Origin of the sequence: Blastococcus colisei (genome assembly GCF_006717095.1) — a bacterium.
Taxonomy (GTDB): domain Bacteria; phylum Actinomycetota; class Actinomycetes; order Mycobacteriales; family Geodermatophilaceae; genus Blastococcus_B; species Blastococcus_B colisei.
Window position 1 is genome coordinate 2442446 of the sequence record NZ_VFQE01000001.1, and the last position, 24331, is coordinate 2466776.

At 70.4% G+C, this 24331-nt stretch carries 21 protein-coding genes and 1 pseudogene; 11 read left to right on the forward strand and 11 right to left on the reverse strand.

What is annotated here, in order from left to right:
• Window positions 1-132 precede the first annotated feature (132 nt).
• From FHU33_RS11595 to FHU33_RS11605, 3 genes are all read right to left on the reverse strand, one after another.
• Window positions 133-3387, reverse strand: a complete 3255-nt coding sequence (locus tag FHU33_RS11595; RefSeq protein ID WP_142025501.1) for an NACHT domain-containing protein — start codon at window positions 3385-3387, stop codon at window positions 133-135.
• A gap of 37 nt (window positions 3388-3424) precedes the next feature.
• Window positions 3425-3703: a hypothetical protein gene (locus tag FHU33_RS11600; RefSeq protein WP_142025502.1), complete on the reverse strand. Its 279-nt coding sequence runs from the start codon at window positions 3701-3703 to the stop codon at window positions 3425-3427.
• Window positions 3704-4391: 688 nt separating this feature from the next.
• Window positions 4392-5102: a monooxygenase gene (locus FHU33_RS11605; protein WP_211355089.1), complete on the reverse strand. Its 711-nt coding sequence runs from the start codon at window positions 5100-5102 to the stop codon at window positions 4392-4394.
• Between the two features lie 291 nt (window positions 5103-5393).
• On the opposite strand from FHU33_RS11605, the gene serA reads away from it, so the two are divergent.
• The 3 genes from serA (at window position 5394) to FHU33_RS25435 (ending at window position 7159) form a co-directional block, all read left to right on the forward strand.
• The gene (gene serA, locus FHU33_RS11610) at window positions 5394-6599 is read left to right on the forward strand and encodes a phosphoglycerate dehydrogenase (protein WP_142025504.1); all 1206 of its coding nucleotides are present in this window, start codon (window positions 5394-5396) and stop codon (window positions 6597-6599) included.
• A 159-nt stretch (window positions 6600-6758) separates the two neighbouring features.
• Window positions 6759-6932, forward strand: a complete 174-nt coding sequence (locus tag FHU33_RS26470; protein WP_425456787.1) for a hypothetical protein — start codon at window positions 6759-6761, stop codon at window positions 6930-6932.
• Complete coding sequence (locus FHU33_RS25435) at window positions 6923-7159, forward strand: PIN domain-containing protein (protein ID WP_211355091.1); 237 nt, start codon at window positions 6923-6925, stop codon at window positions 7157-7159. The genes FHU33_RS26470 and FHU33_RS25435 overlap by 10 nt, the downstream gene beginning before the upstream one ends.
• A gap of 571 nt (window positions 7160-7730) precedes the next feature.
• Here FHU33_RS25435 and FHU33_RS11620 read toward each other — a convergent pair.
• On the reverse strand, window positions 7731-8657 hold the full coding sequence (locus FHU33_RS11620) for an endonuclease/exonuclease/phosphatase family protein (protein WP_142025505.1): 927 nt from the start codon (window positions 8655-8657) through the stop codon (window positions 7731-7733).
• 35 nt (window positions 8658-8692) lie between these two features.
• Window positions 8693-9781, reverse strand: coding sequence for a WD40 repeat domain-containing protein (locus FHU33_RS11625; RefSeq protein WP_142025506.1), 1089 nt, complete (start codon window positions 9779-9781; stop codon window positions 8693-8695).
• A gap of 807 nt (window positions 9782-10588) precedes the next feature.
• Here FHU33_RS11625 and FHU33_RS11630 point away from each other — a divergent pair.
• From FHU33_RS11630 to FHU33_RS11640, 3 genes are all read left to right on the forward strand, one after another.
• Window positions 10589-11344 carry a hypothetical protein gene (locus tag FHU33_RS11630; protein ID WP_142025507.1) on the forward strand — a complete coding sequence of 252 codons (756 nt, stop codon included), beginning with the start codon at window positions 10589-10591 and terminating at the stop codon, window positions 11342-11344.
• Between the two features lie 263 nt (window positions 11345-11607).
• Window positions 11608-11820, forward strand: a complete 213-nt coding sequence (locus FHU33_RS11635; RefSeq protein ID WP_170182420.1) for a type II toxin-antitoxin system VapB family antitoxin — start codon at window positions 11608-11610, stop codon at window positions 11818-11820.
• Window positions 11813-12241: a PIN domain-containing protein gene (locus FHU33_RS11640; RefSeq protein ID WP_142025509.1), complete on the forward strand. Its 429-nt coding sequence runs from the start codon at window positions 11813-11815 to the stop codon at window positions 12239-12241. The genes FHU33_RS11635 and FHU33_RS11640 overlap by 8 nt, the downstream gene beginning before the upstream one ends.
• A 334-nt stretch (window positions 12242-12575) precedes the next feature.
• Here the strand turns inward: FHU33_RS11640 and FHU33_RS24955 are convergent, their stop codons facing one another.
• On the reverse strand, window positions 12576-13022 hold the full coding sequence (locus tag FHU33_RS24955) for a DUF2399 domain-containing protein (protein WP_211355092.1): 447 nt from the start codon (window positions 13020-13022) through the stop codon (window positions 12576-12578).
• Between the two features lie 49 nt (window positions 13023-13071).
• Window positions 13072-13782: pseudogene (locus FHU33_RS26475) on the reverse strand (DUF2398 family protein); the annotation flags it as partial.
• Here FHU33_RS26475 and FHU33_RS24970 point away from each other — a divergent pair.
• Window positions 13666-13914 (forward strand): hypothetical protein, encoded by a 249-nt coding sequence (locus tag FHU33_RS24970; protein ID WP_170182423.1) that lies wholly within the window; start codon window positions 13666-13668, stop codon window positions 13912-13914. The pseudogene FHU33_RS26475 and the gene FHU33_RS24970 overlap by 117 nt on opposite strands.
• Window positions 13915-14332: 418 nt before the next feature.
• On the opposite strand, the gene FHU33_RS11650 is transcribed toward FHU33_RS24970, so the two are convergent.
• Entirely contained in the window at window positions 14333-14617 is a 285-nt protein-coding gene (locus tag FHU33_RS11650) for a hypothetical protein (RefSeq protein ID WP_142025511.1), read from the reverse strand.
• A 69-nt stretch (window positions 14618-14686) separates the two neighbouring features.
• Window positions 14687-14863, reverse strand: coding sequence for a hypothetical protein (locus tag FHU33_RS24975; RefSeq protein ID WP_170182424.1), 177 nt, complete (start codon window positions 14861-14863; stop codon window positions 14687-14689).
• A gap of 279 nt (window positions 14864-15142) precedes the next feature.
• Here FHU33_RS24975 and FHU33_RS11655 point away from each other — a divergent pair, with 279 nt between their 5' ends.
• Window positions 15143-17089 carry an acyl-CoA dehydrogenase family protein gene (locus FHU33_RS11655; protein WP_142025512.1) on the forward strand — a complete coding sequence of 649 codons (1947 nt, stop codon included), beginning with the start codon at window positions 15143-15145 and terminating at the stop codon, window positions 17087-17089.
• A gap of 148 nt (window positions 17090-17237) precedes the next feature.
• On the opposite strand, the gene FHU33_RS11660 is transcribed toward FHU33_RS11655, so the two are convergent.
• Entirely contained in the window at window positions 17238-18797 is a 1560-nt protein-coding gene (locus FHU33_RS11660) for a WS/DGAT/MGAT family O-acyltransferase (protein WP_170182425.1), read from the reverse strand.
• 343 nt (window positions 18798-19140) lie between these two features.
• Here FHU33_RS11660 and FHU33_RS11665 point away from each other — a divergent pair, with 343 nt between their 5' ends.
• From FHU33_RS11665 to FHU33_RS11675, 3 genes are all read left to right on the forward strand, one after another.
• A complete protein-coding gene (locus FHU33_RS11665; RefSeq protein WP_142025514.1) occupies window positions 19141-19845 on the forward strand; it encodes an esterase/lipase family protein in 705 nt (234 codons plus the stop codon).
• A 9-nt stretch (window positions 19846-19854) separates the two neighbouring features.
• On the forward strand, window positions 19855-20388 hold the full coding sequence (locus FHU33_RS11670; protein WP_142025515.1) for a TIGR03086 family metal-binding protein: 534 nt from the start codon (window positions 19855-19857) through the stop codon (window positions 20386-20388).
• A gap of 279 nt (window positions 20389-20667) precedes the next feature.
• Window positions 20668-21822 carry a hypothetical protein gene (locus FHU33_RS11675; RefSeq protein WP_142025516.1) on the forward strand — a complete coding sequence of 385 codons (1155 nt, stop codon included), beginning with the start codon at window positions 20668-20670 and terminating at the stop codon, window positions 21820-21822.
• A 16-nt stretch (window positions 21823-21838) separates the two neighbouring features.
• Here FHU33_RS11675 and FHU33_RS11680 read toward each other — a convergent pair whose 3' ends face one another.
• Window positions 21839-24253, reverse strand: coding sequence for a DEAD/DEAH box helicase (locus tag FHU33_RS11680; RefSeq protein ID WP_211355094.1), 2415 nt, complete (start codon window positions 24251-24253; stop codon window positions 21839-21841).
• Between the last annotated feature and the right edge of the window lie 78 nt (window positions 24254-24331).

Here is a 24331-nt window from a genome sequence, read left to right on the forward strand (position 1 = left end):
CACAGCAGAAGAACCGGCCGTCGCCCTCCACGCCGTGTCCCATGTGTTCGAGGGGCGACTTGTTACATGTGCACACGGTTCGCGCCAGGTCGGAGTCTGTCGCACACAGGCGGAGAAATATGTCGCTGACGGTCAGCGGCGGGCCCGGTGCGCCATGTCCGCCCAGAACCTACGAAGGTCCTCGGGCAAGGTGCCCTGCCAAGGGGCCGCACGTCGTCGAAAATGGCTGCGGCCGAGCAACGTCTGCTGTCTCCGGCAGAATGCCTCACTCATCTCGGCCCGGTAAGACTGGATGCCCTTCGGTGGATAGGGACACAACTCGAAGGGGCATCCGCCGGCGCAGTTGGAGCCGGGTTGTACTGCACTCGCGTCGCCGGCCGAACGGTTGGGGTCGAGCGGTGAGCGCTCGCGCTCCAGACAAGGCGGAAGGTCCGGCCGGTTGGCACGCTCAAGGCGTGGCTCGCGGTCGATGGAGCGCTGTCCGCGGTCAGCGAGGCTGAGCAGCAGGAGTACGTCGGCGACGAGCTGCTGGGCACGCGGGGCCAGGGAACTCCACCCCGTGGACGGCGGGATCCAGAGGTTGTGCTTGCGGGGGGCTCCTGGCTGCTTGTTGCGGGAGCCGATCTTCGACGTGACGCCGAAGACGTCGATCCAGATGAAGCGCTCCGGCTCACGTGACTCCAGGGCGAGGATGGCAAGCTCCGCGGCCTCCTTGACGAACGGATGCTGGCGGTCCACAGTGCTCCGGCGGTCAGCGTCGGCAGTCCGGTCTCTCTTGGTCCCAGCCGACTGGAGCCAGTGCCGGATCCGAGTGTCGGGATCGGGACTCCATGCCACCTTTCGCTTGTCCCGGCGAGCGTTTCGGGGGCGGTCGACGTCGACCACACCGTCGTCCGGCAGAGACCAAAGGGTGAGGGCGTGGAGCAATGTTAGCTGGCCGGCCCAGAATTTGGTGCGCTTGAGGAGCTCTGCGGCCTGCTCCACCAAGAACGACCGCGCCTCGACCTCCGCGTACGGGTGTCTGCGCCTGCGGTTCGCCGCGTACGTGAAGCCTTGGGCCAGCGCCACCTCGACCGAGATGGGCAGCCGTAGCTCACGGTCGCCGACCGGGGTCGCGCCCACCCGCCTGACCCACTCCATCAAATTCTTCTGCGCGTCCCCCAGCGTCTTCTGGGCCTCCTCCGCTGTGGTGGTCGCCCCTCTGCTGCCTGGGCTCACGGAACCGAACAGCAGCGGAGCCAGCCAGGCAGACATGATCCGCAGACGCCACCACTGCTCGGAATCAGGATTCTCGTCGTCGTGCAGTGACGCGATCTCGTCGTGCAGCGCCGCCTCAAAATCTTTGTCGAGCTGACGGAATGCCCCGTGTCCACTGACCCCCAGTTCCTGGGCGACAGTGTGTCGGACGGCGTAGGACGCCGACTCCCGCCAGCCGATCTGGAAGAGAGCGTGGTACGCAGGGGACACCAACTCGGAGAATTCCCTGCGCGCCGCTCGTCGGTCGATCTGCCGGGCGGCATCCCCAAATCTGCGGACGAGGCCGATCTTGGCCTCCTCCAGCGTGCGCTGGTCCGACGCTGTGAACGTGCCCCAGGCTTCGCTCACGCTCCGCGCGATGTCGTGGTGCTGCGGAGCGTCGAGCACGCTGTCAATTTCCAACGCCGCGGCGAACATGTCGAGCGCCTTGTTGTCCTTGCGCCGGGACGCCCTCTTCACGAGAGCCGAGACCAGGTCGCGCAGACGGGCAAGCTCCACGGCGTCGTCTCCGGTTATCGGGTTGTCCGCGCTGAGCCCGCCCGCACCTATGTCCGGCCCCGCGCGACGCCGCGACATCAGGACCAGGGCGATCAGCAGCTCCCGGCCCGGGCGTTTCGGGGCCCGGAGGGCGGCATCCCTGAAGTCCTTGCTCACGATCACTTCGTCGAGCAACAGCGAACCGAGGTAGGCCTGGAGGATGCTGTGGTCGAACCGCACTTCTTCACCGCGAGCTTCGAGCAGTCCGAGCCGGCTGGCCCAGGAGGCCGCGAGGCGGATCTGCACGGGGCGGATGTCGCGACTCTTGAGGAGGGCGGTCACCCGCGAACGGAGCGCCTCGTCCTCGAGGATCTCCTCTTCGTCGTCGCTGTCCTGGGAATGACGCTGGGACTCCTCGGAGTCGTCGTCGCGCTCGTCGCTCCGACCGTCCCCGCTCCCGTCCTTCATGTGCACGACGTCGGAGTACTTCACCTCCAAAGAGTCGCGTTTCAGTCCCTCGATGGCCAGGGCCGCCGTAAGGGTGACGGTGACCAGACGCTCGTCCCGGGTCAGCGGGATTTCCGGCAGGAGGTGGCCGTGGATGAGTGCCCACAGCCACGTGTCCAGCAGGTTCAGCCGGAGCGCCGAACGGTCCAGGTTCCGCGTGTTCACGCCGCGCGCCTTGACGCCGTCGGTCAAGTGCTGAAGCAGCCCCCTGTCGTGCAGCTCGCGCGTGATCCTCAGGTAAATGGGTGATTCGGCAATGTCCGCAGTCTCGACGATCCAGTCCAGTCGCTGGCGATCGCCCGCGGCGTCGCGCCGCTCCAGGTACCCGAGGGATTCGGACTTGCTCAGGGGTTCCAGCTCGAAGATCGCGGCATCCGACCCGCGGAGGGTGTCGTGCGGTCGAGACGCAATGACCAGCGGCAGCTTGTCCCGGCGTGCGCGGCGGATGCCGACGCGGACCATCGCCTCACGGTCGTCGTCCGCGCCCTGGTCGCTCAGTGCTTCTTCCATGCCGTCGGCCAGGACCACGATGCGGTCGTGCTTCCGGAGGTAGCGCCACGCCCGCTCCGCCTCGCCTTGCGAGAGGACCGACTCCTCGATTTCGGACAGGAACTGCCTCCGTGCCAAGCCCTGGAAGTCGAGCACGCCCTTGTCGGCGTCGCGGAGTCGCACGGGCACCGGAACGGCTTTCCGCGACGCCAGGATGCGGGTCAGCTCCACGATCACAGCCGTCTTCCCGGCGCCGACGCCGCCTAGAAGGATGTGCGGGCGGCGATCGTCACTGTTGCGGAGGTCGTCAATGATCACTTCGCAGATCTCGTCCCGGCCGACGATGTCGCCCACGATGCTTCCAGCGGTCGGCACGAGTTCGGACGGCCGCTTGACTGCCCTCGCTTTGTACGGCCGTGTCACCGCCAACAGCCTGAGCAGGAGGAAGAGCGCCGTCGCCGCCCCGACCGTCAGCCAGGTGAGCACGAAGCCGGAAAGGATGCCGCAGGAGGTGCCTACGTCCGAGCACGTCTCGTCCGGGTTGAAGCGGAACGGGAAGTTCCACGGCTCCCGCAACCAGAGAGCCACGTAGGCGGCCCGGAGAAGCCATAGGAACAGCAGGATCGCTGCAGTGATCGCAACGATCCACGTTGCCATGGCGCGCTTGCCGCTGCGCCACTTCGCCGGCTTCCGATCAGGGCCGCGTCTCGACGGCCTGATGCTGCGGTTCGTGCGTCGACGACGAAACGGGCCGACCATCCGGCTCCACCGTCGCTTGAGGCGCAGCGTGATCGGCCCGGGAGCGGCGCGATCCCGAGGTGCCGCCGGTGTGCGTCGTGGGCCCGCAGATTGTCGTGTACTCATGGCCGGAGTCAGACAACCCGTCGACCGTCACCGCGCCGTCACCGCTGCCGTACTCGGACGGCTCGGCACGGACCCGCAGGGAAGAGCCGCCGGAGGTCAGCAGCGACATGTCGCTATTCGTTGGGGGCTTGCATGCGAGAAACCCGACGACGAGAGTTGCGTTGCACCGGAACCCTGCCTACGCCACGACTGACGACCATGACAGTGAAGTTCGAGGCGGCGCTCTGCAGCGCTGACGCGGTTCGAACGGTGGTGTCCGAGGGGGGACATTGGTACATACGCACACGCCTCTGCTCCTGACTCGAAGTGCCACTCCTGCGCTGTCGACGGCGACCGCCCCAGGGGGCCGGCTGTTGGGCGGTGTTGAAGGTCGGCGCGCACCATCCGCATGCGCCGGCTCGTTCCATCGACCGGCTGCCCAGCCGGCCTACTCGTGGCCGACGAAGGGTTGCCCGAAGCCCCTCGAGGATTCGCCGACGGCGCCGCGACTATTCGCCCGGAGTGCACTGGTCGTCCTCCGGTGTCACACCACGGCAGGCGGCGGCAGACCCGAGTCCGCGCGAGGATCTGATCCGGCTGCTGGCCGGCTTCCCGGCCGGCGGTCCCGGGCAGACGAACCCCGACCGGCTACGTGCCGCTCTCGGCTTGTAAGGCGTCGCGCTTTCGAGCGGCGCCGAGCTCCCGCTCGCAGCAGCCCCCTCCCGTGGTTCGGGACGGGGGGCTGCACCGAGGCCACCGGGGGGCGACGGCGGGAAGTGGTCCGGTGCTGGGCGACCTGAATGGCGCGGAAGCGCGAGTCAGCGGGGCCCCGGTCCCAGCGGGTCGACGCCGGCGATCGTGCCGGAGGACGACCGGACGGCGAAGCGGGCGAACAGCTCCTCCGCGTACCAGCCCTCCTGGCGGGTTCGCTCGATGACGGCTGTGTGCGGTGATCGTCCGTAGGCGAAGGCGTTCAGCGACGACGACGAGTCCCAGATGCTGAAGGTCCCCTGCAGGCCTAGCGGCGCCTCACCGATGCCCAGCGCCATCCGCAGTCCGGGGGCCTCGTGCAGGTCCGCGGAGACCGGGGGGACGGCGGTCCAGAAGCGTGCCGCCCGCCGCAGCACCAGGCGAGCGCGGGTGACGGCGGCGACGGGGCCCTCGAAGACCCGGGGACGGGGTTTGCCGAACGGCTCCTGTCCAGACCACAGCCCGCGCGCGGAGAGGGGCTCGAAGTGGGCCACCCACTCCTCGTCCGCGAAGCGGCGCCAGCGCGCAGGCAGCCCGGAGTCCTGGAACGCCATGGGCGCAATCGGGTCGTCCCAGACCGCGAGCAGTCCCCACTGGCGTGGATCCGCGTCTCGGACGGTGAAGGTCCGCCCACTGCCGGTGCCGAGCAGCTTGGCGAACCGCAGGCCAGGCGTCCGCCGCAGCGGTCGGCGGTCGGCGACCATGTGGACGAGCGCGCGCGGAATCGCGTGCGTCGAAACCTGCCACAGATGCAGGGTCACGACAGCCGGGAGGGTCACCAGGAGCATGCTGCCGCACGTTGTGCGACCAGGCATGGTGCATGGCCAGTATCCGCATCTTGCGCAAACCCCCGAGCCGATTCCCGGTCCGGTCGACATCCTCGAACTCGGCACCTGGCCAGTGAGCCTCTGACCGACGGCCTCGAGCCGCGCTGCACCACGGGGCCGAAGCTCCAGCGGGACCGCCGCTGGCCGCGCTCCTGCCAGTGGTCGGCCCGTCCGCCACGGCTTGCGCCATAGTTGTGACTTCGTCGATCAGCAGCAGAGCGCTGCTTGAGGGGGTTGCCGGCTATGCCCAGAGCTCTGCTGCTCGAGAACATCGACCCGGTAGCGGTGGAGCTGCTCGCCTCGGCCGGCTACGAGGTCGAGTCGCTGCGGGGTGCGCTGGACGAGTCCGACCTGACCGCTGCACTGCACGGCGTCGACGTGCTGGGCATCCGCTCGAAGACGCAGGTGACTGCGGAAGTCCTGGCCGCCCGGCCGGAACTCAGGGCGGTGGGCGCCTTCTGCATCGGCACCAACCAGATCGACCTCACGGCGGCCACATCTGCCGGCGTAGCGGTGTTCAACGCTCCGTACTCCAACACCCGCAGCGTCGTGGAACTGGCGATCGCGGAGATCATCAGCCTGGCCCGGCGACTGAATGACCGGGACCGTGCGCTGCACGCCGGGATCTGGGACAAGTCGGCGACCGGCAGCCACGAGATCCGGGGGCGGACACTGGGGATCGTCGGCTACGGCAACATCGGCAGCCAGCTGTCGGTGCTGGCCGAGGCCTTGGGCATGCGGGTGCTCTTCCACGACCTGGAGGACAAGCTCGCCCTGGGCAACGCCGAGGCCTGCGGCAGCCTGGAGGAGCTGCTCGAGCGCGCCGAGACCGTGACGCTGCACGTCGACGGACGAGGTGGCAACGCCGGGCTGTTCGGCGCCGAACAGTTCGCGCGCATGCGCCCGCGCAGCCTGTTCCTCAACCTGTCCCGCGGCTTCGTCGTCGACCACGAGGCATTGCGCGACCACATCCTCAGCGGCCACATCGCCGGCGCCGCCATCGACGTGTTCCCGGACGAGCCGAAGGAGCAGGGCGACGAATTCAGCTCCGTGCTCCGAGGCCTGCCCAACGTCATCCTCACCCCGCACGTCGGCGGGTCGACGCAGGAGGCCCAGTACGACATCGGGCGCTTCGTCGCCGGCAAGCTGGTCGACTACACGCGCAGCGGGACGACGACGCTCAGCGTGAATCTGCCCGCGGTCGCCCTGCACGGCTCCTCGGCGGCCCGGTTCGCACTACTGCACCGCAACGTTCCAGGCGTCTTGGCCCGTGCCGACGCGCTGGTCGGCGAGCACAGCCTGAACGTGGACGGACAGGTCCTTGCCACCCGAGGCGAGCTCGGCTATGTCGTGACCGACGTCAACGATGCACTACCTCCTGCCCTGCTGGCCGCCCTCCGTGCCATGCCCGAGACCCTCCGGCTGACGGCGCTTCCCGAGCGCCCCTGAAAGACCTCCTCGCGCAGGCTGGAGCTCGCCGGCCCGACCGAGGGTGTGACCCGCGACCGGCCACCCCGCGCCCACGCGACAGCTTGGTCGCAGACGTAAGCCTTCGCGTTCAGCTCGGCGTGTTCGGCCCGCCGCGCGGGGATGAGCACGGCGGGGGTCATGGTGGAGGTGCCGGCTCTCGCGCTGCGGGCCCGCGAGGTGCTCGCCGAGGTCGACTTCGTCTCCATCGAGCCAATGACCTGGCCCAGCACACCATGGCCACGGACCGCCTCGCGGGGAGCTGACCGACCTACTCGATCCAGCAGCCAGCGGTGCTGGACCTCGTGGCAGTGACTGCGGAGGCCGGCGGGAACTGGACAAACCGGTGGGCGTGTGCGAGCAGCGAGCGGACCGCCGTCGTGCTTGCGACGCTGGCCGATCACCGCATCGCCGGCGGATCGGTCTACGACGCGCTGGTCGGGGCCGCGGCCGCCGAGCACGGGCTCAGGCTGATCAGCCGCGACCGTCGTGCGTTCGATACCTACCGCGCACTGGACGCGGCGGTCGACATGATCGATTGAGCCGGACCGACATCGGCGCAGTTGGCGCCTTGCCCATGAGGCGACGACCGACCGGCGTCGGAGAAGCAAGGCCACCCGGCCGGTCGATGTGGCCCTTCAGGCATCGAGCGAACGTGCCGACAGCAGAAGCAGGAGAACCCCCACTGGCTTGGGAGCGCGTGGGGGTTCAACTCGGTGTCCGAGGAGCGAGTCGCTACATATGCACACGCCTCGTTGCACGACGCCAGGAGTTTCCTTGAAGACCTTCATCGCCGCCACGAACCTGCGCAACCGGAGTTTGCCGACAGCGCGCTAGGACGGGACTGCCGTCGGGTCAAGGCGCCGTCGGCAGCCAGAGCAGTTCGCGCAACCGATGCGGCCGCAGGCCGACGGCGCCGCTGGCCGGCTCGATGTGCGGGAAACTCCACTCGCTGGCCTCCTGCTGATCCTCTGGACCGTCGCCCGCAACTGCCGGTACCGCCGTTCTCCGTGTTGGCGCCGTGACCCGGCTGTCCCGTCCGACCGGTCGTCGGACGCGGGTGCCGGCCTGGGCGTAGGGCCCACCAGGGTTGTCGACGGCCCGTCGGGTCCTTCAGCCGGAGGCCGTGAAGGCCGCCCGCAGCGGGTCGTGGTCGGAGACGCTCGAGCTCGTGGCGTCGCCGGCGTAGTCGGTGGCCACCCGATGGCCGGGAGCGAAGACCAGGTCGATCTTCGCAGAGCCCAGGGTGTCCTCGTCGTAGACCCCGTCCCCGCCGGATCGGTAGCGGTCGGCCTCGTGCATGCCCCCGGAGCCGGAGTAGCAGCGGGTCTTACCGGCACCGAACCGGCCCGTGTACCAGTCCTTCAGGCCCGCGGCGACGTTGCTGTTGCGGCACCGGCGCACGTCGAGGTTGAAGTCACCACCGACGACCACCAGCATCCCGGCGGCGGTCCACTCGTCGACCAGGCGGTCGGCCGTGACGGCCTGCGATGCGGCCTCGCTCTGCGACGACGACGTCAGGTGCGTCGTGCATAGCCGCATCCCGATGCCCACCGTGACGTCGGCGCACAGCAGTGTCCGTTCCTCCCCGCTCGTCTCCACCCCGAGCGTGTGGTGCACCGGACCGGTGAGGACATCGCTGCGGGCGAAGACGGCGATGCCCCAGGCGGGATCGGTGGACTGGCAGCGGGTGTCGGTGGTCGTGTAGGTGGAGTGGAACGCGCCGACCCACCCGGGCGGGAGGTCTGCGAGGACCATGTCGAAGGTCGAGCGGCACATCTCCTGCAGAGTCGCGGCGTTCGGTGTCCAGGACGTCGAACCGAGGCTCGCCGCGATGGCGTCGGCGCGCTGTTCGGGGGTCACCTGGCAGTCGGGGAAGTTGCGCCCGTACTGGTCGCAGGCGTTGAAGTCCCACACCTGCAGGCGCACCGTCGCGGCCGTGGCCGGCACGGGAATTAGCAGGGTGAGCCCCAGGGCCAGGGCGAGCGCCAGGGCGAGCGCCGGGGCGCGTCCGGATGACCTGCCTGCCCCGGTGGACATGGGGCCCGTCCTCCTCCGCTCCGATCCGGAGCTCCTCATCGGTAGCTGCACGTCGCGACGGAGACGCCCTGGGCCCCTCGGCCGATGGCCAGCGGACGGCTCGGGCCACCGCTCCGGTCCCACGCGACCAGCGCGCGGGACGGATCGCCCTGCCCGGCGGCGGGGACCACGCCGAGCAGCCGGCCGGCGTCTGGGGCCACCGGCGTGACGTCCTGCGCGTAGCCCTCCCGGACCGTCGTCGCACCGCTGGCCACGTCGTGGCGCACCGTCCGGAACCGGGGCGGTGACTCCACGGTGTCGCCCACGGCCTGGTGCCGCACGGCCGCGACGACAGTGCTCCCGTCGGCCGACCACTCCACGTCGGCGTGGAAGTCGGTCCCGTCCGCCGTGTGGACGACGACGTCCGCGTTCGTCGCCACGTCGCGGATGCGCAGCGTGTGCGCGACCGAGCCGCGCGCGATCTCGATCACCTGCGCATAGGCCATGCGGGCGCCGTCGGGACTCGGCGCGACGGCGGTGACCGCGCTGAACAGGCCGGTGTCGGCGTCGGGTGCGCGGGGCAGCGTCCGGGTGGCTCCGGGCGAGGCGAGGTCGACGACGGTGATGCTGTGGACGTCGTCCCCGGTGCCCGGGCGCTCCTCCACGGTGTGCGCCGCGGCCAGCCACCGCCCGTCGGCGGAGACGCCCAGGTCGACGATCCCGCCGAGCTCGACGAGCCGGGTGACCCGCCCGGTGGTGAGGTCGTGAGTCTCCACCAGGCTGGCGGACTCGAGTGACTCGCCGAGGACGCGGCCGCTGCTGCGCATCTGGTAGACCGTGCGGGCGTCGGGAGCGATCACCGCGCCCGTGTGGAGGCCGTCGTCCGTGAGGCGCCGTACGTCCCCACTCACCGACAGCGCCCACGCGTCGACGCCCTGCACGGTCGGGCCGTCGCCCGCATCGGCGGTGGGCTCGGTGCCGACGAATACCCCGATGACCGACCCGGCCCCTGGGCAGGCGCGCAGGCTGTCCAGCGGAGCGCCCGGATCGTCGACGGGGCGCGCGCAGCCGGCGGTGACCGTCAGCAGCAGGCCGCACCCGGCCAGCGCCCGGCGCGGTCGTCCCCGTCCGTCGCAGCGGAGCACGGGTGCCCCCTCCACCGTGGTGCAGTACCGGGACGGCGGCCCCGCGGGGAGCTTTCCGCGTCCGCTCCGCGCCCGGTCGGCGTCCCGGCGAGGGACAACTGTGTCCCTCGCGCCGTCGGCGGGCCAGGGTCGATGGTCCTTCCGGCGGACCGGGTGGTCCGCCACCGGTCCAGTTGGCCGAGCGCCTCCATCGGGTGTGCCTGCGGCGACGCCGACGTGCGGCCGTCCACTGTCACGAGGTCGTACCGGGCCGGCGGCCCGCGTCCTCGCCCCGACGGGTAGTGCCTGCGCCGGTCGGGGCCGGCGGAGAAGGCGGCCGGACGGCGGGAGAGCTGCTCGCGTGGGCCCGGGGGCGCCGTGAGGATCGGCAGCGGGCGGCCCGGGACGAGGCCGCGCGGCGGGCGGAGGCGCGCCGTCTGGCCGCCAGGCGCGCTCGGGAGATGCACCTGAGCGAGCTCGCGTCGCGGCAGGAGCGGGCATGGCGCGAGGTCCTCGAGCTGGTCGAGCGCCGCACTGCGGCCGACTACGACACGGCGGTGGCGCTGCTTGCCGATCTGGCCGAGGTCTGCAGCCGGGAGGGAACGAGCGAGACGTTCGCGGCCCGGATCGCGCAGCTTCCCGGGAGCAGCGCCGCAAGATCTCCTTCATACAGAGACTCGACCGCGCCGGCGTGGTCTGACCCGACGCTGCGCCTTGTGAACAGCGCTCTCGGTGTTCCACCGTCGGGCTCCTCGCTGACGTCGCAGTGGTGGCGAGGTCCGAAAAGCCAGAGACGTCGTCCGCCGGGGGCTCTACCGTTCATGGACCGTGGGGGGTCTCTACCTGGTCGAGTTCGGTGACGAAGAAGAGCGTGCTCGCATCCGGACCGAGCGTGAGGCAGAGCGCGGTCGCGTCCGGCAGCGGTACGTCGAGCGGCTGGTCACCCACGCCGGCCTCGATGGGATGACCGCGGACCGTGTGATGGCCGTGTTGTTCGACCACGTCGCGGACGACGGGTCGCGGTGCCTGTGCGGCTGCCATCCGCAGCTCTCGTCGCAGCACGGCGACGGGTCGGACTGCCCGTGCACCTGGGACCGGGAACGGCGCGTGGCCTCGCGGCGGGCATGGCTGAACGACCTCCGCAACAGCGAGTGGGCGCAGGCCATGCGGGAGCAGCACGAGGCCGAGAGACGGGAGATCGGCACGTGGCTCTCCGGTCAGGTGGACGTGACGGCGGAGCGGACCAGCTCGTACGCGCCGGAGCAGTGGGAAGGGGTCGTGGACGGCCACAGCTTCTCCTTCCGCGAGCGGCACGGCGAGTGGCGGATCGAGCTGGACCTGCAGCCGTCCGGGCGGTTTGCCGATCGCGTCGTCGATGCGGAGCAGGGCGGGCGGCCGGTCACCGAGCCGGTGGAGCTGACCGAGGGCGAGGTCATCGCCGAGGGCGTCGACACTGCCTTGGGCTCCGGTCCTGTCGAGCACCTCGACCTCATCGTGCGCACCATCCGCGAGCACCTGTGGCAGCAGTCCTGCCCGCACGACGGCGCGCTGCTCTACTGCCCGCAGTGCGGCGCCCGGATGTGACCGAGCCGCTCGGGTGCATCGGCCGGGCTTGTCCAGAATTCGTCCAGGTCGGAGGCGGTTCACCCCACCGCCACAGCAGGGCCATGCCGAGCAGGTGGATCAGTCCGTGCGCGGTGAGCAGGACTGCGCCGGCGATGCGGTGGGGCTGGTGCGTCCGATGAGCGCCGATCGTCGCCATGCGCCGTCTGCACGCAACCCATGCGAGGCCAGGGATATCGAGCCGTGATATCCCTATGCCCCCACTGGATGAGGGGAGTGGCAGTATGGCCAAGACCCTGGTCGACATCCCTGCGGACAAGCTCGCCCGAGCTCAGGCGCGGCTCGGCACAGCTACCAAGCGGGAAACCGTCGAGCGGGCGCTGGATCTGGTGCTGGAGCAGGCTGAACAGCGAGAGCTCATCATGGCCGTGGCAGCGGGACAGGTCTCGTCGCACTTCACTCCGGAGGTCCTGGGCAAGGTCAGGCCGGGTGCCTGAAGCGATCCTCGACAACTTCGCGTACGCCCGCATTGCTCGGCACGCTTCGGTCCGCGAGGCCGTCCTCGACTACCTGGACGGCCCACTCGACACCCTCCGGTCAGTGCTGGTGCAGCGGTTGGAGATCTGCACCTCAGTGCGGAACATGGCGGAGTTCGACGCCGAGATGCAGGCGCTTGCTGCGATGCCGCTGCTGGAGGACACGCTTCCCGCGGTGGGCGTTACGGCGCAGTCGCTGCAGCGAGCGCTCGTGCAGCGCGGCACCCATAGTGGCCCGAAGGTGGTGAACTTGCTCATCGCCGCAACCGCACTGGTGCACGATGCGGAGATCCTCCACTACGACAGCGACTACGACTTGCTTGCTGCTGCCGAGCCGAGGCTGCGGACCCGGTGGATTGTGCCGCGGGGGAGCGTGGCGTAGCTGCCGTGAGCAGCCGGCGAACCCCAGCCGACGGCGCCGCCTCGATCGACCAGATGCACACCCACGTCGGTGTGCATCGGCTGGTGTCGGAGAGGTGACTCGGTACATACGCACACGTCTCTCGTGCGGGGGCTGACCTTGAGCGCGACCATCGACCCGGTTGCACGGCTCGGGCGGCTCCTGTGCGGATCTGTTCAGCACCGGTGGCGGTCGAGTTCCGCGGTCCTCTCCGCCGGCGCGTCCCCATGGCGAAGTAGCTGGATCGGCGAACCAGTGCAGGGAGAGCGTGGAGGCTCCGGGCGCTCTGCCCGCCGGGCGGCTGGAGGCTCGGCGCTCAACGGTCGGCCGCGTGGGCGGCGAGGACATCGTCCATGACCCGCTCCTCATGAACGATGCCACGGTGCTCGTTGAACGCGATGGCCAAAGCCGGGTCCCACGGCGTGGGGGGCGCGGCTACCGGGTCACGAGGTAGCTCGACCCCCGCGGCCGAGGCCTCGTCGAGAGCTCCGACGTAGGCCGACGCCGTCATCAGGAACGGCTCGCACCCGGCGTCCCGAGCACGGTTCACCATTCCCAGGCCGGCCGCATCGAAATCGCCGTGGTACCGCAGCCGCGCCCCGCATGCGCGGAGTTGGGCGATGGCCAAGCTCGGGGCCGTCGTCGGGTTGCCGTTGGTGCAGAGGAACGCAGCCACGAGGTGGCGTTCGGTCGCTGCCTCCACCAGCCGCGGGTTCTCCACCACCAGCACCGGGGTCCCGGGCGCGACGGTCAGCGGCGGCACCCTCGGCCCGGGCCTCGATGATGAACCCGAACATCTCCTCGCAGTAGCGCGACTCCTCGCCGAAGCGGCGGCGCAGTTCTGCCCAGTCTTCCGGCGCCACGTCGTCGGCATGCAGCACCGGGTCCTCGACCAGCCGCCTACGCAGCGAGGCCCGGCCGGTGCCGTCGCCCGCGGCGCGGGCGAGCAGTTCCTCTGCCGAGCGGGCACCGACGAGCGCAGACGCCGGCAGCAGGGCCATCCGGTCGTTGCGGACCTCGAGCAGGGCGTCGGCTTCCGCGTCGGTTCGTAGCCGTGACCGACCGGTCGAGCTCGCGCACCACGTCGTGCTCCACCAGCCAGCGCAGGGCGGTGACCGGGGCCCGGCGTTCGCTCGTGGCGCCGTCGAGGGAAATGCCGGCGTCGGCGGCTGCGGAGCGAACCTGCAGCACCAGGTCGCGCAGGTGATCCGGTCCGGCCCGGCCGCGGTGGCGGCGAGTACGAGCGCGAGCAGGGTGTACTCGCGCGCGGTGAACGGACGCTGCGTCGGGGTGCGCAGCGGCCGGTCCGCCGGGATGTGCCCCGACTTGACCAGTCGCGCGGTGTCGGTGCCGACCACGAGACGGTAACCCAGGCGCTGGGTGAACCAGCGGTCCAGCTGCTCGCCGTGGCGACGGATGAGCAGGAACAGCGGGCGATCAGCCTCGGCGGTGCGCGACGGGCGGGTCAGCAGCGCCCGGGCCGCGCCGGTCAGCTCGCCGGCGCGCTGCGGATCGTCGTGCATCAGTCCTCCGGGGCCGCGCTGATCGTCACGGTCAGGTCGATCAACCGCAGCGCACCGGCGGGAGTGCGCACGGTGGTGGACCCCGCGCGCCGAGGCAATGGAACGCAAATGAGGGACGATGACGATGAGTGACCGAAGGTAGTTGCCTAATCGCGTTTGCGCGGGGCAGAGTCGACGGAGGCAACGTCAAGCGCCTACGCGCAAGCCCGATCGGCGCCGTTTCGCATGAGCGCTAAAAGCCGCTCAGAGGAGCGGAGGGTTATTGGTTCGAGAACAACCGGGGGAGCCAACTGAGCCGCCCCTCACCTGCGTAGATGCAGCGTGAGGAGCCGTTCGCCTTTGTGAGCACTTTGAGGGCTCTTCACATTCCAGAGTGTAGTCGCGGTCTGAAGCCGCCGGTCTCGAGCCGCGATCTGGCGATGTAGTTGGTGAGGTTGCGGGACCCGAGCGTGGCCTGATTCGCGGACCCGGACCGAATCGGCACGATTCCATACTTTCGCAAGAACCGCACCCGGCGGCAGGCCGCGCGGCGCTGCATGCCGCGCAAGTGTTAGTGACCGGTGGTGACCGGCTTCTCCCTGCCGAGCAGCGCGCGGTACTTCTGCCGCGCGGCTTCGCCGCTGGTCCCCACTGCCTCGCCGATGCGATCCCAGGGGACGCCTGCCTGCCTGGCAGCGGCAACAGCCTCGCCGAGTTCGCTCTCGGCGAGGGCTCGGCGGAGGGCAGCAGCTCGGACCCCTGCCTCTTCCTTGGAGACGGCCGGAGCGAAGTCCTCCTCGAAGACGCGAGACAGTTCCTCGGCCTGATTGACGATCTCCTCGTAACTGCGCGGCATCGTGATCACCCTCCCTCTAGATACTTGCGCCGGGCCCTCATGGCATGGACGACCACCAGAAGACCGTCCTCACTCATGAGGTAGCTGACTTCCACCATGGTCGCCGTTGCGAGCCGGGCCGACGGCCATGCTGAGCTCGTGGTCGCCCTGGTCCGGATAGTCGAAGACGGCGTTGCGAAGCGCGTGGGCGATGTCGTCGTCCGCGACGCCGTGCTTGCGTGCGGCGGAGAAGATCTCGATCCGCACCCACGCAAGTTAACTTGTCGTCATCCGTCTCCAGCTACCTTGGATGCACACTGGCGGTGAACACCACGGCTCATGACGCAGCAGAGGCGGCGGCGGAAGATCGGCGGCTCGCCATAAGCAGAAGGCCAGTGCTGTCAAGCCGGTGTGCATCAGCCGGTGTCCGAGGGGCGACACGCCACATACGCACACGTCTTCGCTGACTCGTCGCATGGAGCGGCGCCCGTCTGCGACGACGGCGAGACCCGTTGTCTCACGGAGAATCGGGGGTGATTGTGGTGTATGTCGTCGCATCCATCGTACGAGCAGTCGAAACAGGTCGCCGAGGCCAGCCGCGAGACCGAATGGATCAAGCCGTCGTTCGGCAAGGAACTCTTCCTCGGCAACTTCCGCCTCGACCTGATCCACCCCCAGCCGGAGCTCGACGCGGCCGCGGTGAGGAAGGGCGAGACGTTCCTCGAGCGCCTGCGCGCCTTCCTCACCGAGCATGTCGACCGGCAGCAGATCGAGCGCGAGGCGAGGATTCCCGACAGCGTCATCCAGGGCCTCAAGGAGCTGGGCGCCCTCGGCATGAAGATCCCCGAGGAGTACGGGGGTCTCGGGCTGAGCCAGGTCTACTACAACAGGGCCCTCGCGATGGCCGGCACCTGGCACTCGTCGATCTCGACGCTGCTCTCTGCGCATCAGTCGATCGGCCTGCCCGAGCCGCTGCGGCTGTTCGGCTCCGAGGAGCAGAAGCGCGCTTGGTTGCCCAGGCTGGCCAGGGACCACATCTCGGCGTTCCTGCTCACCGAGCCGGACGTCGGCTCGGACCCGGCGCGCATGAGCACGACCGCCGTCCCGACCGATGACGGCACCGGCTACCGGATCAACGGCACGAAGCTGTGGGCGACCAACGGCGCGATCGCCGACGTGGTCGTGATCATGGCCGTCGTCCCGAAGTCCGACGGCCACAGGGGCGGTATCACCGCATTCCTCTGCTCGTGCGACCGCGAGGGCATCACGGTCGAGCACCGCAACGAGTTCATGGGGCTCAAGGGGATCGAGAACTCGGTGACGCGCTTCGACGACGTCTTCGTCCCCCGTGAGGACGTCATCGGTGGCGAGGGCAAGGGTCTGCGGATCGCGCTCACCACGCTGAACACCGGGCGACTGTCGCTGCCGGCGTTCTGCCTGTCGGCGACGAAGCACTCGCTCAAGATCGCGCGGGAGTGGTCGACGGAACGGAAGCAGTGGGGGCAGCCCATCGGCAAGCACGACCCGATCGCGCAGAAGCTCGCCTGGCTGGCAGGGACGGCGTTCGGCCTCGAGGCGGTGCTCGACGTGTCGAGCCGCCTGGCCGACGACAAGCGCAACGACATCCGCATCGAGGCCGCCCTCGCCAAGCTCTACGGGTCGGAACTCGGCTGGACCGCCGTCGACGAGATGGTCCAGATCCGCGGCGGTCGCGCCTACGAGACCGCCGAGTCGCTCGAGCGGCGCGGTGAGAAGCCGGTACCGGCCGAGCAGATGTTGCGCGACATGCGCATCAACCGCATCTTCGAGGGATCCACGGAGATCATGCACCTGCTGATCGCCCGTGAGGCCGTCGACGAGCACCTGAAGGTGGCGGGGGACCTGGTGCTCGGCGACTCGAGCCCGGCCGACAAGGCCAGGGCCGCCGCGAAGGCGGGCGCCTTCTACGCCAGGTGGTTCCCGACGCTGACCGTGGGCGCCGGCCAGCGTCCCGGCTCCTTCTCCGAGTTCGGCGACCTGGCCAGGCACGTGCGCTACGTCGAGCGCCACTCCCGCAAGCTCGCGCGTTCGACCTTCTACGCGATGGGTCGCTACCAGGCGCGCCTCGAGCAGAAGGGCCACCTGCTCGGCCGGCTCGTCGACATCGGTGCCGAGCTCTACGCCATCGCGTGCGCGTGCGTCTACGCGGACACCATCGGGCGAGAGCAGCCCGACCGCCGACACGAGGCCATGGAACTGGCCGACCTGTTCTGCGGTCAGGCCCGGCGTCGGGCCGACCGGCTGTTCACCGAGCTGTGGGCCAACGACGACCACGCTCAGTACAAGGCCGCGCAGAAGGTGCTCTCCGGCCGATACGCATGGTTCGAGGAGGACGTGCTCGACCCGGCGGGTGATGGTCCGATGATGCCGACGCACGCACCGCCGGCCGCGGAACAGTTCGAGGTGTCGCCAGCGGTGGCGGCGCCCACGGTGAGGGCCACGGCCACCCAGTAGGAGACCGGCTCACGTGCGGGCGGCTCGACGTTCCGGACCCGCGGCGAGGAGGACGACGGTGGCGCCGGCCCACACAGCGACAGCCTGGGGGTCGAGTGCCGTGGTGATGTCGCGGAGCACGGTTCGCAGGCGCGGAGGGTTCCTGCGGTCAGTGGCTTGCGCCTGCGGAAGCGCCTGGCGGCCGGGCAGGAGCCGGAGCGGTCGGCTTCGTCGCCGGCGTCGAGGTCGCGACCCCCGCCGCGGCCGCCAGTGTGTCGATCTCGTCGAGGATGTCGCCGAGGAGCACGTCGACGTCCGGAAGGAGTTCCGCGCACGAGACCAGGCCCCAGTCGAGGCGGTCGAGGTAGCTCTGCACGGTGATGTTGAGGCCCTGGCCTTCGACGATGGTCGAGACCGGGTAGTAGTGCTCGAGCCGCGCGCCGGCGGCGTAGAGCGGCGTGCGCGGACCGGGCACGTTGGAGATGACCAGGTTGCCCGGCGTCAGCCGAGACCCGAGGCGGAGCCGGGCGCTCAGCCGCATCGCCCTGGCGAACACTGCCGGCGGCGGGAACTCGGCGAAGTCAGTGAGCCGCTCAGCGGGGAGCGCCGAGAAGATCTTCTTGCTGCTGGACATCGAGTCGTGCACGCGCCGGACCCGCCGGACGGGGTCGGGCTCGTCGGTCGGCAGGACGGCCGAGAGCATCGATACCCGGTTGGTCCAGCGGTCGGTCTCTTCACCGGTTCGCACCGAGACAGGGACGAGGGCCACGAGCGGGTCGGCCGGCAGCGCCTCACGGCGGTCGAGAAAGGTGCGCAACCCGCCCGCACATGCGGCCATGACCACGTCGTTGAGGGTGACGCCCAACGCCGACTTGACCTGCTTGAGCACGTCGAGCGACGTCGACCGGATGGCCAGTTTCCGGTGCGGGGTGATGGGCCCGTTGAACGGCGTGCGCGGTGGCCGGACGCTGGGCACGGTGGGCGGTTCGTCGGGTTCCTCGGGCCGGCGGCGTCCCAGGTTGAGGACGGTGCCGAGTGGTCCACGCAGGCTTCGGCGCACGTCGTTCGCGGTCCGGACGAGCACGGGGTTGCGTGTGGCCCGGCCGATCTCCCGGGCGCTCCAGGCGGCGAGCAGGAGCCCGCGCGCCGGCTTGCGGGCGAGACCGAGCGCGCCGCGGGCCAGCATCTCCAGGTCGCCAGGAGGACGCTCCGGCGTCCATCGGTCGTCCTCGGGCGCTCCGGCGACGCCCTCGGGTCTTTCGTCGAGCATCAGGGTCATCAGCTCGACGCCGGACGCCCCGTCGATCGTGGCGTGGTGGACGATCGTCAGGACGGCGAAGCGACGCTCGGGCAACCCCTCGATGACGTACGACAACCACAGCGGCTTGCGCCGGTCGAGGGGGCGCGAGACCAGACGCCCGACGAGCACCGCGAGCTGGTCGTCGGTGCCCGGCGGCGGGACGGCGGTGTGGCGCACGTGGAAGTCGAGGTCGAAGGCCGGGTCTTCGATCCAGTAGGGGTGATCGAGGCCGAGGGGGACCTCGGCCAGGCGCCGGCGCAGCGGCTCGAGGAGGTGCAGCCGTTGCTGGAGCTGGGTCCGCCACGCGTCGTAGGGCCGGTAGTCGGGGACGTCCGGGCGGGTGTAGATCGACAGGCTGGACACGTGGCCGAACTGCGCGGACGTCTCCAGATGCAGGAACGTCGCGTCCAGACCCGACAGCTGCTTCATGGCCCCGGCCTTCCCGCGGGGACCACGAGCCGGCCCGGTGTCCGTCCCGGGACATGGCCCGCACCTCCCGCTGTGGCGAGCTGTGTCAGGCGTCACACTCTCACGTGGAGGAGCTTCGACGGCAGGGAACGGGTATCGCCTGCCCGCTCGGGTCATGACGGAGACGAGGAACGACATGCGTACAGCCGCGCCCGCACAGCGGACACCCGGTGAGGGGACACCCCCGTGGATCGGGGCCTCCCCGGTGGCGGCCCTGCTCGCCCTGCAGCGGCCATGGCTCGAGGCGTCAGAGCTGTTGGGGTCCTCCGTGTGGCGCGGGCACGGCGTCCCGGATGGCGGCGGAATGCCGGTCCTGCTGGTGCCAGGCTTCCTCGCCGGGGACCCGTCGCTGTCGATGATGAAGCGGTGGCTGCGCGCCCGTGGCTACCGACCGTGCACCTCGCAGATCCGCTTCAACGTCGACTGCACGCGCCAGGCGGTCGAGCGCCTGGAACGCCGACTGGTCGAGTTCACCGACCGGACGGGACGACCCGCGGCGATCGTCGGGCAGAGCCGCGGCGGGCTGTTCGCCAAGATCATGGCCATGCGGCAGCCCGACCGCGTCGCGGGGATCGTCACCCTGGGCAGCCCGAATGTCGACCACATGGCGATCAACCCAATGGTCGCCCGGCAGGTGCGCTTCGTCGCCGCACTCGGCACGGCCGGTGTGCCCGGGATGTTCCGCGACGACTGCCTGCGGGGGCAGTGCGCCGAGGAACTGGCCGAGTGGCTGGACCGGCCGTTCCCCACGCAGGTGCCCTACGTCTCGGTCTACTCGCGCAGCGACTGGGTGGTCGACTGGCACGCGTGCGTCGACCCGGCTGCCGACAACGTCGAGATCGACTCCAGCCACGTCGGGATGGGCGTCCACCCGCAGGTCTACCGGCTGCTCGGCGACCGCCTGGCCGATCTGGCCGATCTGGCCGGACGGGACTGCGTCGCGACCGGGGAACCCGGCTCTGGACGGGCCGGCTGGCCGGAGCCACCACCGAGCGGCCTGCGCAGCTAGCGTCGGATCATGACGACCGACGAGGACGTCGGAGTACTGCGCCGCGGACTGGATCAGCTGGCGGGTCTGCTGGACGACGTTCCCAGCGGAGCACGCGGAAACCCGACACCGTGCCCGCAGTGGAGCCTCCAGGACCTGGGCGACCACATCGTCGCTGCCCCGTCGCGGTTCGCTGCCATGGCCCGTGGCGAAGCGGTCGACTGGTCGGCGACTCCCTCGGCCGGGCCTGACCCGGTCGCCCGGTTCCGCTCGCATGCGGGGGACCTTCTTCGCGCTGTGGCCGACGACGGGGCTTCCGGTGGCGGACCCGTCTCCGTCGACTGGCAGTGTGCCGAGCTCGCCGTGCACACCTGGGACCTCGCCACCGCCATCGGACGGCCGACCGATGACCTCGACGCCGAGGTGGCCGTGCGCGGGCTGGCCTTCATGCGGGCCGGCCTCACCGACGACAACCGGGCCCCGGCGTTCAGACCCGAGCAGCCGGCGCCCGAGGGAGCCGACGCCTATCAGCGCATAGCCGCGTTCGCCGGTCGGTCGGTCTGACTCCTCCCGCGTCGCTGCGTGTTCGGTGGAAGACCTGATGAGCTACTGACCACCTCGACGACGAAGGCCCCGCGGTCAGCGACCGCGGGCCTTTCTGCTGTGTCCGAGGGGCGACACGCTACATACGCACACGGTTGCGGCGGTGATCGATTGAGTGCTTCATGCCCGGGCCTGCCGGATACCCCGGCCTTCCGGTCAGTGACACACGGATTGTCGGCGGTGCCCTTGGAACTGATGGTCGATCTCTTCAAAGCCCGGTAGCCCGGAGGATGGGTCGCGATGAGCGAGTACCAGTATTACGAGTTCGCAGCCATCGACCGACCGCTGTCCGTCGACGAGCAGGCCGACCTGCGCGCCATCTCGACACGGGCCCAGATCACGCCGACCAGTTTCGTGAACGACTACGAGTGGGGCGACCTGAAGGCTGATCCGCGCCGGCTGGTCGAGCGCTCTTTCGACGCCTTCCTGTACCTGGCCAACTGGGGGACGCACCGGCTGATGTTCCGGCTGCCCATCGAGCTGTTCGGCACCCCGGCCACGGCCGGGGTGGGGCAGTACCTGGTCGGCGACTGTTCGACCGCGTGGACGACCGACGGGTTCGTCGTCATCGACCTGGTCGCCGAGGACGAGGACGGTGAGTACGAGGAGTGGCTGGACGGCTCCGGCCTGCTGGCCCCGATCGTCCCCGTCCGGGCTGAACTCATGGCTGGGGATCTCCGGCTGCTCTACCTGGCCTGGCTGCTCGCCGTCCAGAATCACGAGGTCGACGAGGACTCGCTCGAACCGCCCGTTCCGCCGGGCCTCGGGCAGTTGAGCGCCGCCCTCCGTGCGGTGGCCGAGTTCCTGCGCATCGACCCCGACCTGGTCGCCGTCGCAGCGGAGAGCAGCGCGCCGCTGAGCGGTGACGACACGCTTGCCGAGCTGCCCGGCTGGCTGGCGCAGCTACCGGCGGAGAGCAAGGACCTTCTTCTTCTGCGGGTGGCCCAGGGGGACGGGGTGAGGGTGCGTGCCGAGCTGTTGGCCGGCTGCCGGCGAGCGGCTGCGCCGGTCGAGACCGGGGACGGCTCCGGCCGGTCCGCGGCGGACTTGCTCACGGAGTCCCGACGGCGCCGTGAGTACCGGCAGCGTGCGGCCGGTGAGCGCGCCCAGCGACAGGCAGAGGAGCGCCGCCGCGCCGCTGAACTCGCCCGCGAGAACCATCTGAGCGCACTCGCGGGGCGGCAGGATCAGGCGTGGCGTGAGGTCGTGGAGCTCGTAGAGCGACGCACGGCGGCCGACTACGACGCGGCGGCGGGTCTGCTCTACGAACTGGCTGAAGTCTGCCGCCGCGAGGGGACGAGCAAGGCGTTCGCGGATCGGGTCCAGCAGCTTCGCCGGGAGCAGCGCCGCAAGATCGCGTTCATCCAGCGGCTCGACCGGCTCGGCATGGTCTGACCCGACGTGGGACTGACTACCGGACGAGGCGGCGCGGGTCCGGAAAGCCGAGGCTGGTGTAGCCGGGGGCGCGCTTGCTCAGCGATGAGGCGAGGACGCCGGTCGCGACGTCGTGGTAGTCGTGCACCTCGGCGGTGGACTTGCCGGGGAACGGGCGGAGGATGCGGCCGGCGTACTGCACGAGTCGGCCCTTGAAGGCGATCGGTGCGGCGAGGAAGAGCGTGTCGAGCGCCGGGCAGTCGAAGCCCTCGCCCACGTACGGGCCGGTGGCGACGACCAACAGTGGCGGTCCGTCGGTCTGCGGCACGAGCCGGGCGAGCGCTGCGGCCCGGGACTTCGCGCCCATGCCGCCACGCAGGACGACGGGCTCGTGGCCCCGCTGGCTGAGTTCGGCGACGAGCCGGTCCAGGTGTGCGGTCCACTGGGTGAGCACGAGGCAGTGCCTGCCGCGGGCGAGCGCGGCGACGACGTCGTCGGTGATCTGGCCGGTGCGGGCGTCGTCCGCGACCAGGTCGCGGTAGATCGCCGCGATGCCGCCGGGGGAGGAAGGCTCGGCGTCCCCGGCGTAGCGGTAGCCCGTGGAGTGGACGTGCAGGACCGGTTCGGGTGTCTGCGAGTCCGGGGACCGGTTGCCCAGGGTGCCGGTGGGCGGTGGAACGAGGGTGTGGCGGATTGGCCCCAACTGCAGGGCGATGAGGTCGTCGAGCTGGTCGCGCCGGTAGGGGGTGGCGGTGAGCCCGAGCCAGCGGCGGGCCGGGATCTGCCGCACGGCGTGCTCGAAGGCGGCGGCGGGCACGTGGTGGCACTCGTCGACCACCACCAGGCCGTAGTGGCTGGTCCAGCCGGCGATGTCATCGCTACGGGCGAGGGTCTGCAGGGTGGCGACGTCGATGATGCCGGTGGTCTTGCCGCGGCCGCCGCCGCGCTGCCCGGCCTTCACGCCGAGCAGTTCGCCGATGCGGGCGCGCCACTGGTCGGCCAGGGCTTTGCGGTCGACGAGCACGAGGGTGGGGACGGCGTGGTGAGCGATCAGCGCGCAGGCCATGACCGTCTTGCCGGCCCCGGGCGGGGCGACCAGCACGCCGGCTTCTTGGTCGGCGAGGGCCTTGAAGGCTTGCTGTTGCTCGGGATCGAGTTCTGCGGCGAACTCGAAGGTCTGCGTTTCGCCGGCGGTCCGTTCGTCGGTGAGCTGGAGGCGGCTACCGGCCTGTTCCACAAGGGCTGCGAGCCGGTCCTGCAATCCGCGCGGCAGGAGCAGGTCGCCGGTGAGTGTCTCGTCGTAGTTGCGCAGGAAGCGTGGGGTGTCCCAGGTGGAGGCACGGCGCCGTTGCCGCTCGTAGAAGACCGGGTTGGGCATCGACGCCGCGTGCTTGAGTGTGGCGAGCAGCGCTGGGGGCAGCGCTGCTGTTTCGACCGTGATCCTGGCACCGAGTCGGGCGTGGACAACAGCTGGCGGCTGCACCGCGATTTTCGTGGAGGTGGGGGAGCGGAGCCGGTTCACCTCGGCGCCGACGGCGACCTGGCCGAGTCGCTGCGCCAGCCGGTCGACCTCCTTGGGTGTGAGTCGGCCGAGGCTGGACAGGTAGGACCACTGGTCCTCGTGCGGCTCCATGGTGGCCAACTCGAGGAACACGGTGGCTCCGCGGCGGCGGGCGCGGCCCTGCAGGGGCGCCGCGATGAGATTGCCGAGACCGCCGACTGCGAGGACGTCCTGGGAGGGGAAGAGCCGGTCGTAGCTGGCCAGGTCCATCCGCCCGCGCACGGCGATCGCCTCGCGCAGGAGTCCGGTGCCCACCTGGCGGGCAGTGGCCGCGGGGACGGACGCGGTGAAGAACAGCCAGACATGTGCGCCGAGACCTGAGCGGGACACCTCCAGCGCCGCCGATGCGCCGACCGTGCGGGCGGCCTTGAGGTAGGCGAGCGCATCCAGCATGGCGGCGGGGCCGTCGAAGTCGGCGGCCAGCCAGTGGCAGCGGTCGCCGTCCAGCAGCGGATACAGGCCCAGCTCCAGCTCGCCAGACAGATGGGCAGTGATGACCTCGTCTGTCAATGGCAGGTACTCCCTGTCCGCGGCCGGCACGCCCTTGCGCCAGCCGCCGCGCACCGCGGGCAACCAGCCTCCGCGGCCGGTTCGGGCGTTCTCCCACCGCAGCGCGTACACGTCGGTCCGGGCGGCGAACAGGCTGGCGAAGAACGCGACCTTCGCCGCCGGCGTGGAACCGGCGTGCGCCGGTCCCGGCTGGCCGTCGAAGACGCCGGTCTGCACGGGGCCGGGTGGGCGCGCCTGCCGCGGCGTCAGTTCCAGCAGTCGGAGGAGTCGGGCGTTCTCCGCTCGCAGCCGGGCGACGTCCTCGCGCAGCGCCGACAGCTCGTCGTCCAGGCCGATCAACGGCAGCGTGCCCTGATCAGCGGACCCGGACGGAATCGGCACGACTCCATACTGTCCCGGGAGCGCGACCTCGCGGCAGGGCCCGCAGCTGCCACATGCCGCGGAGGGGTCGGTGCGCGG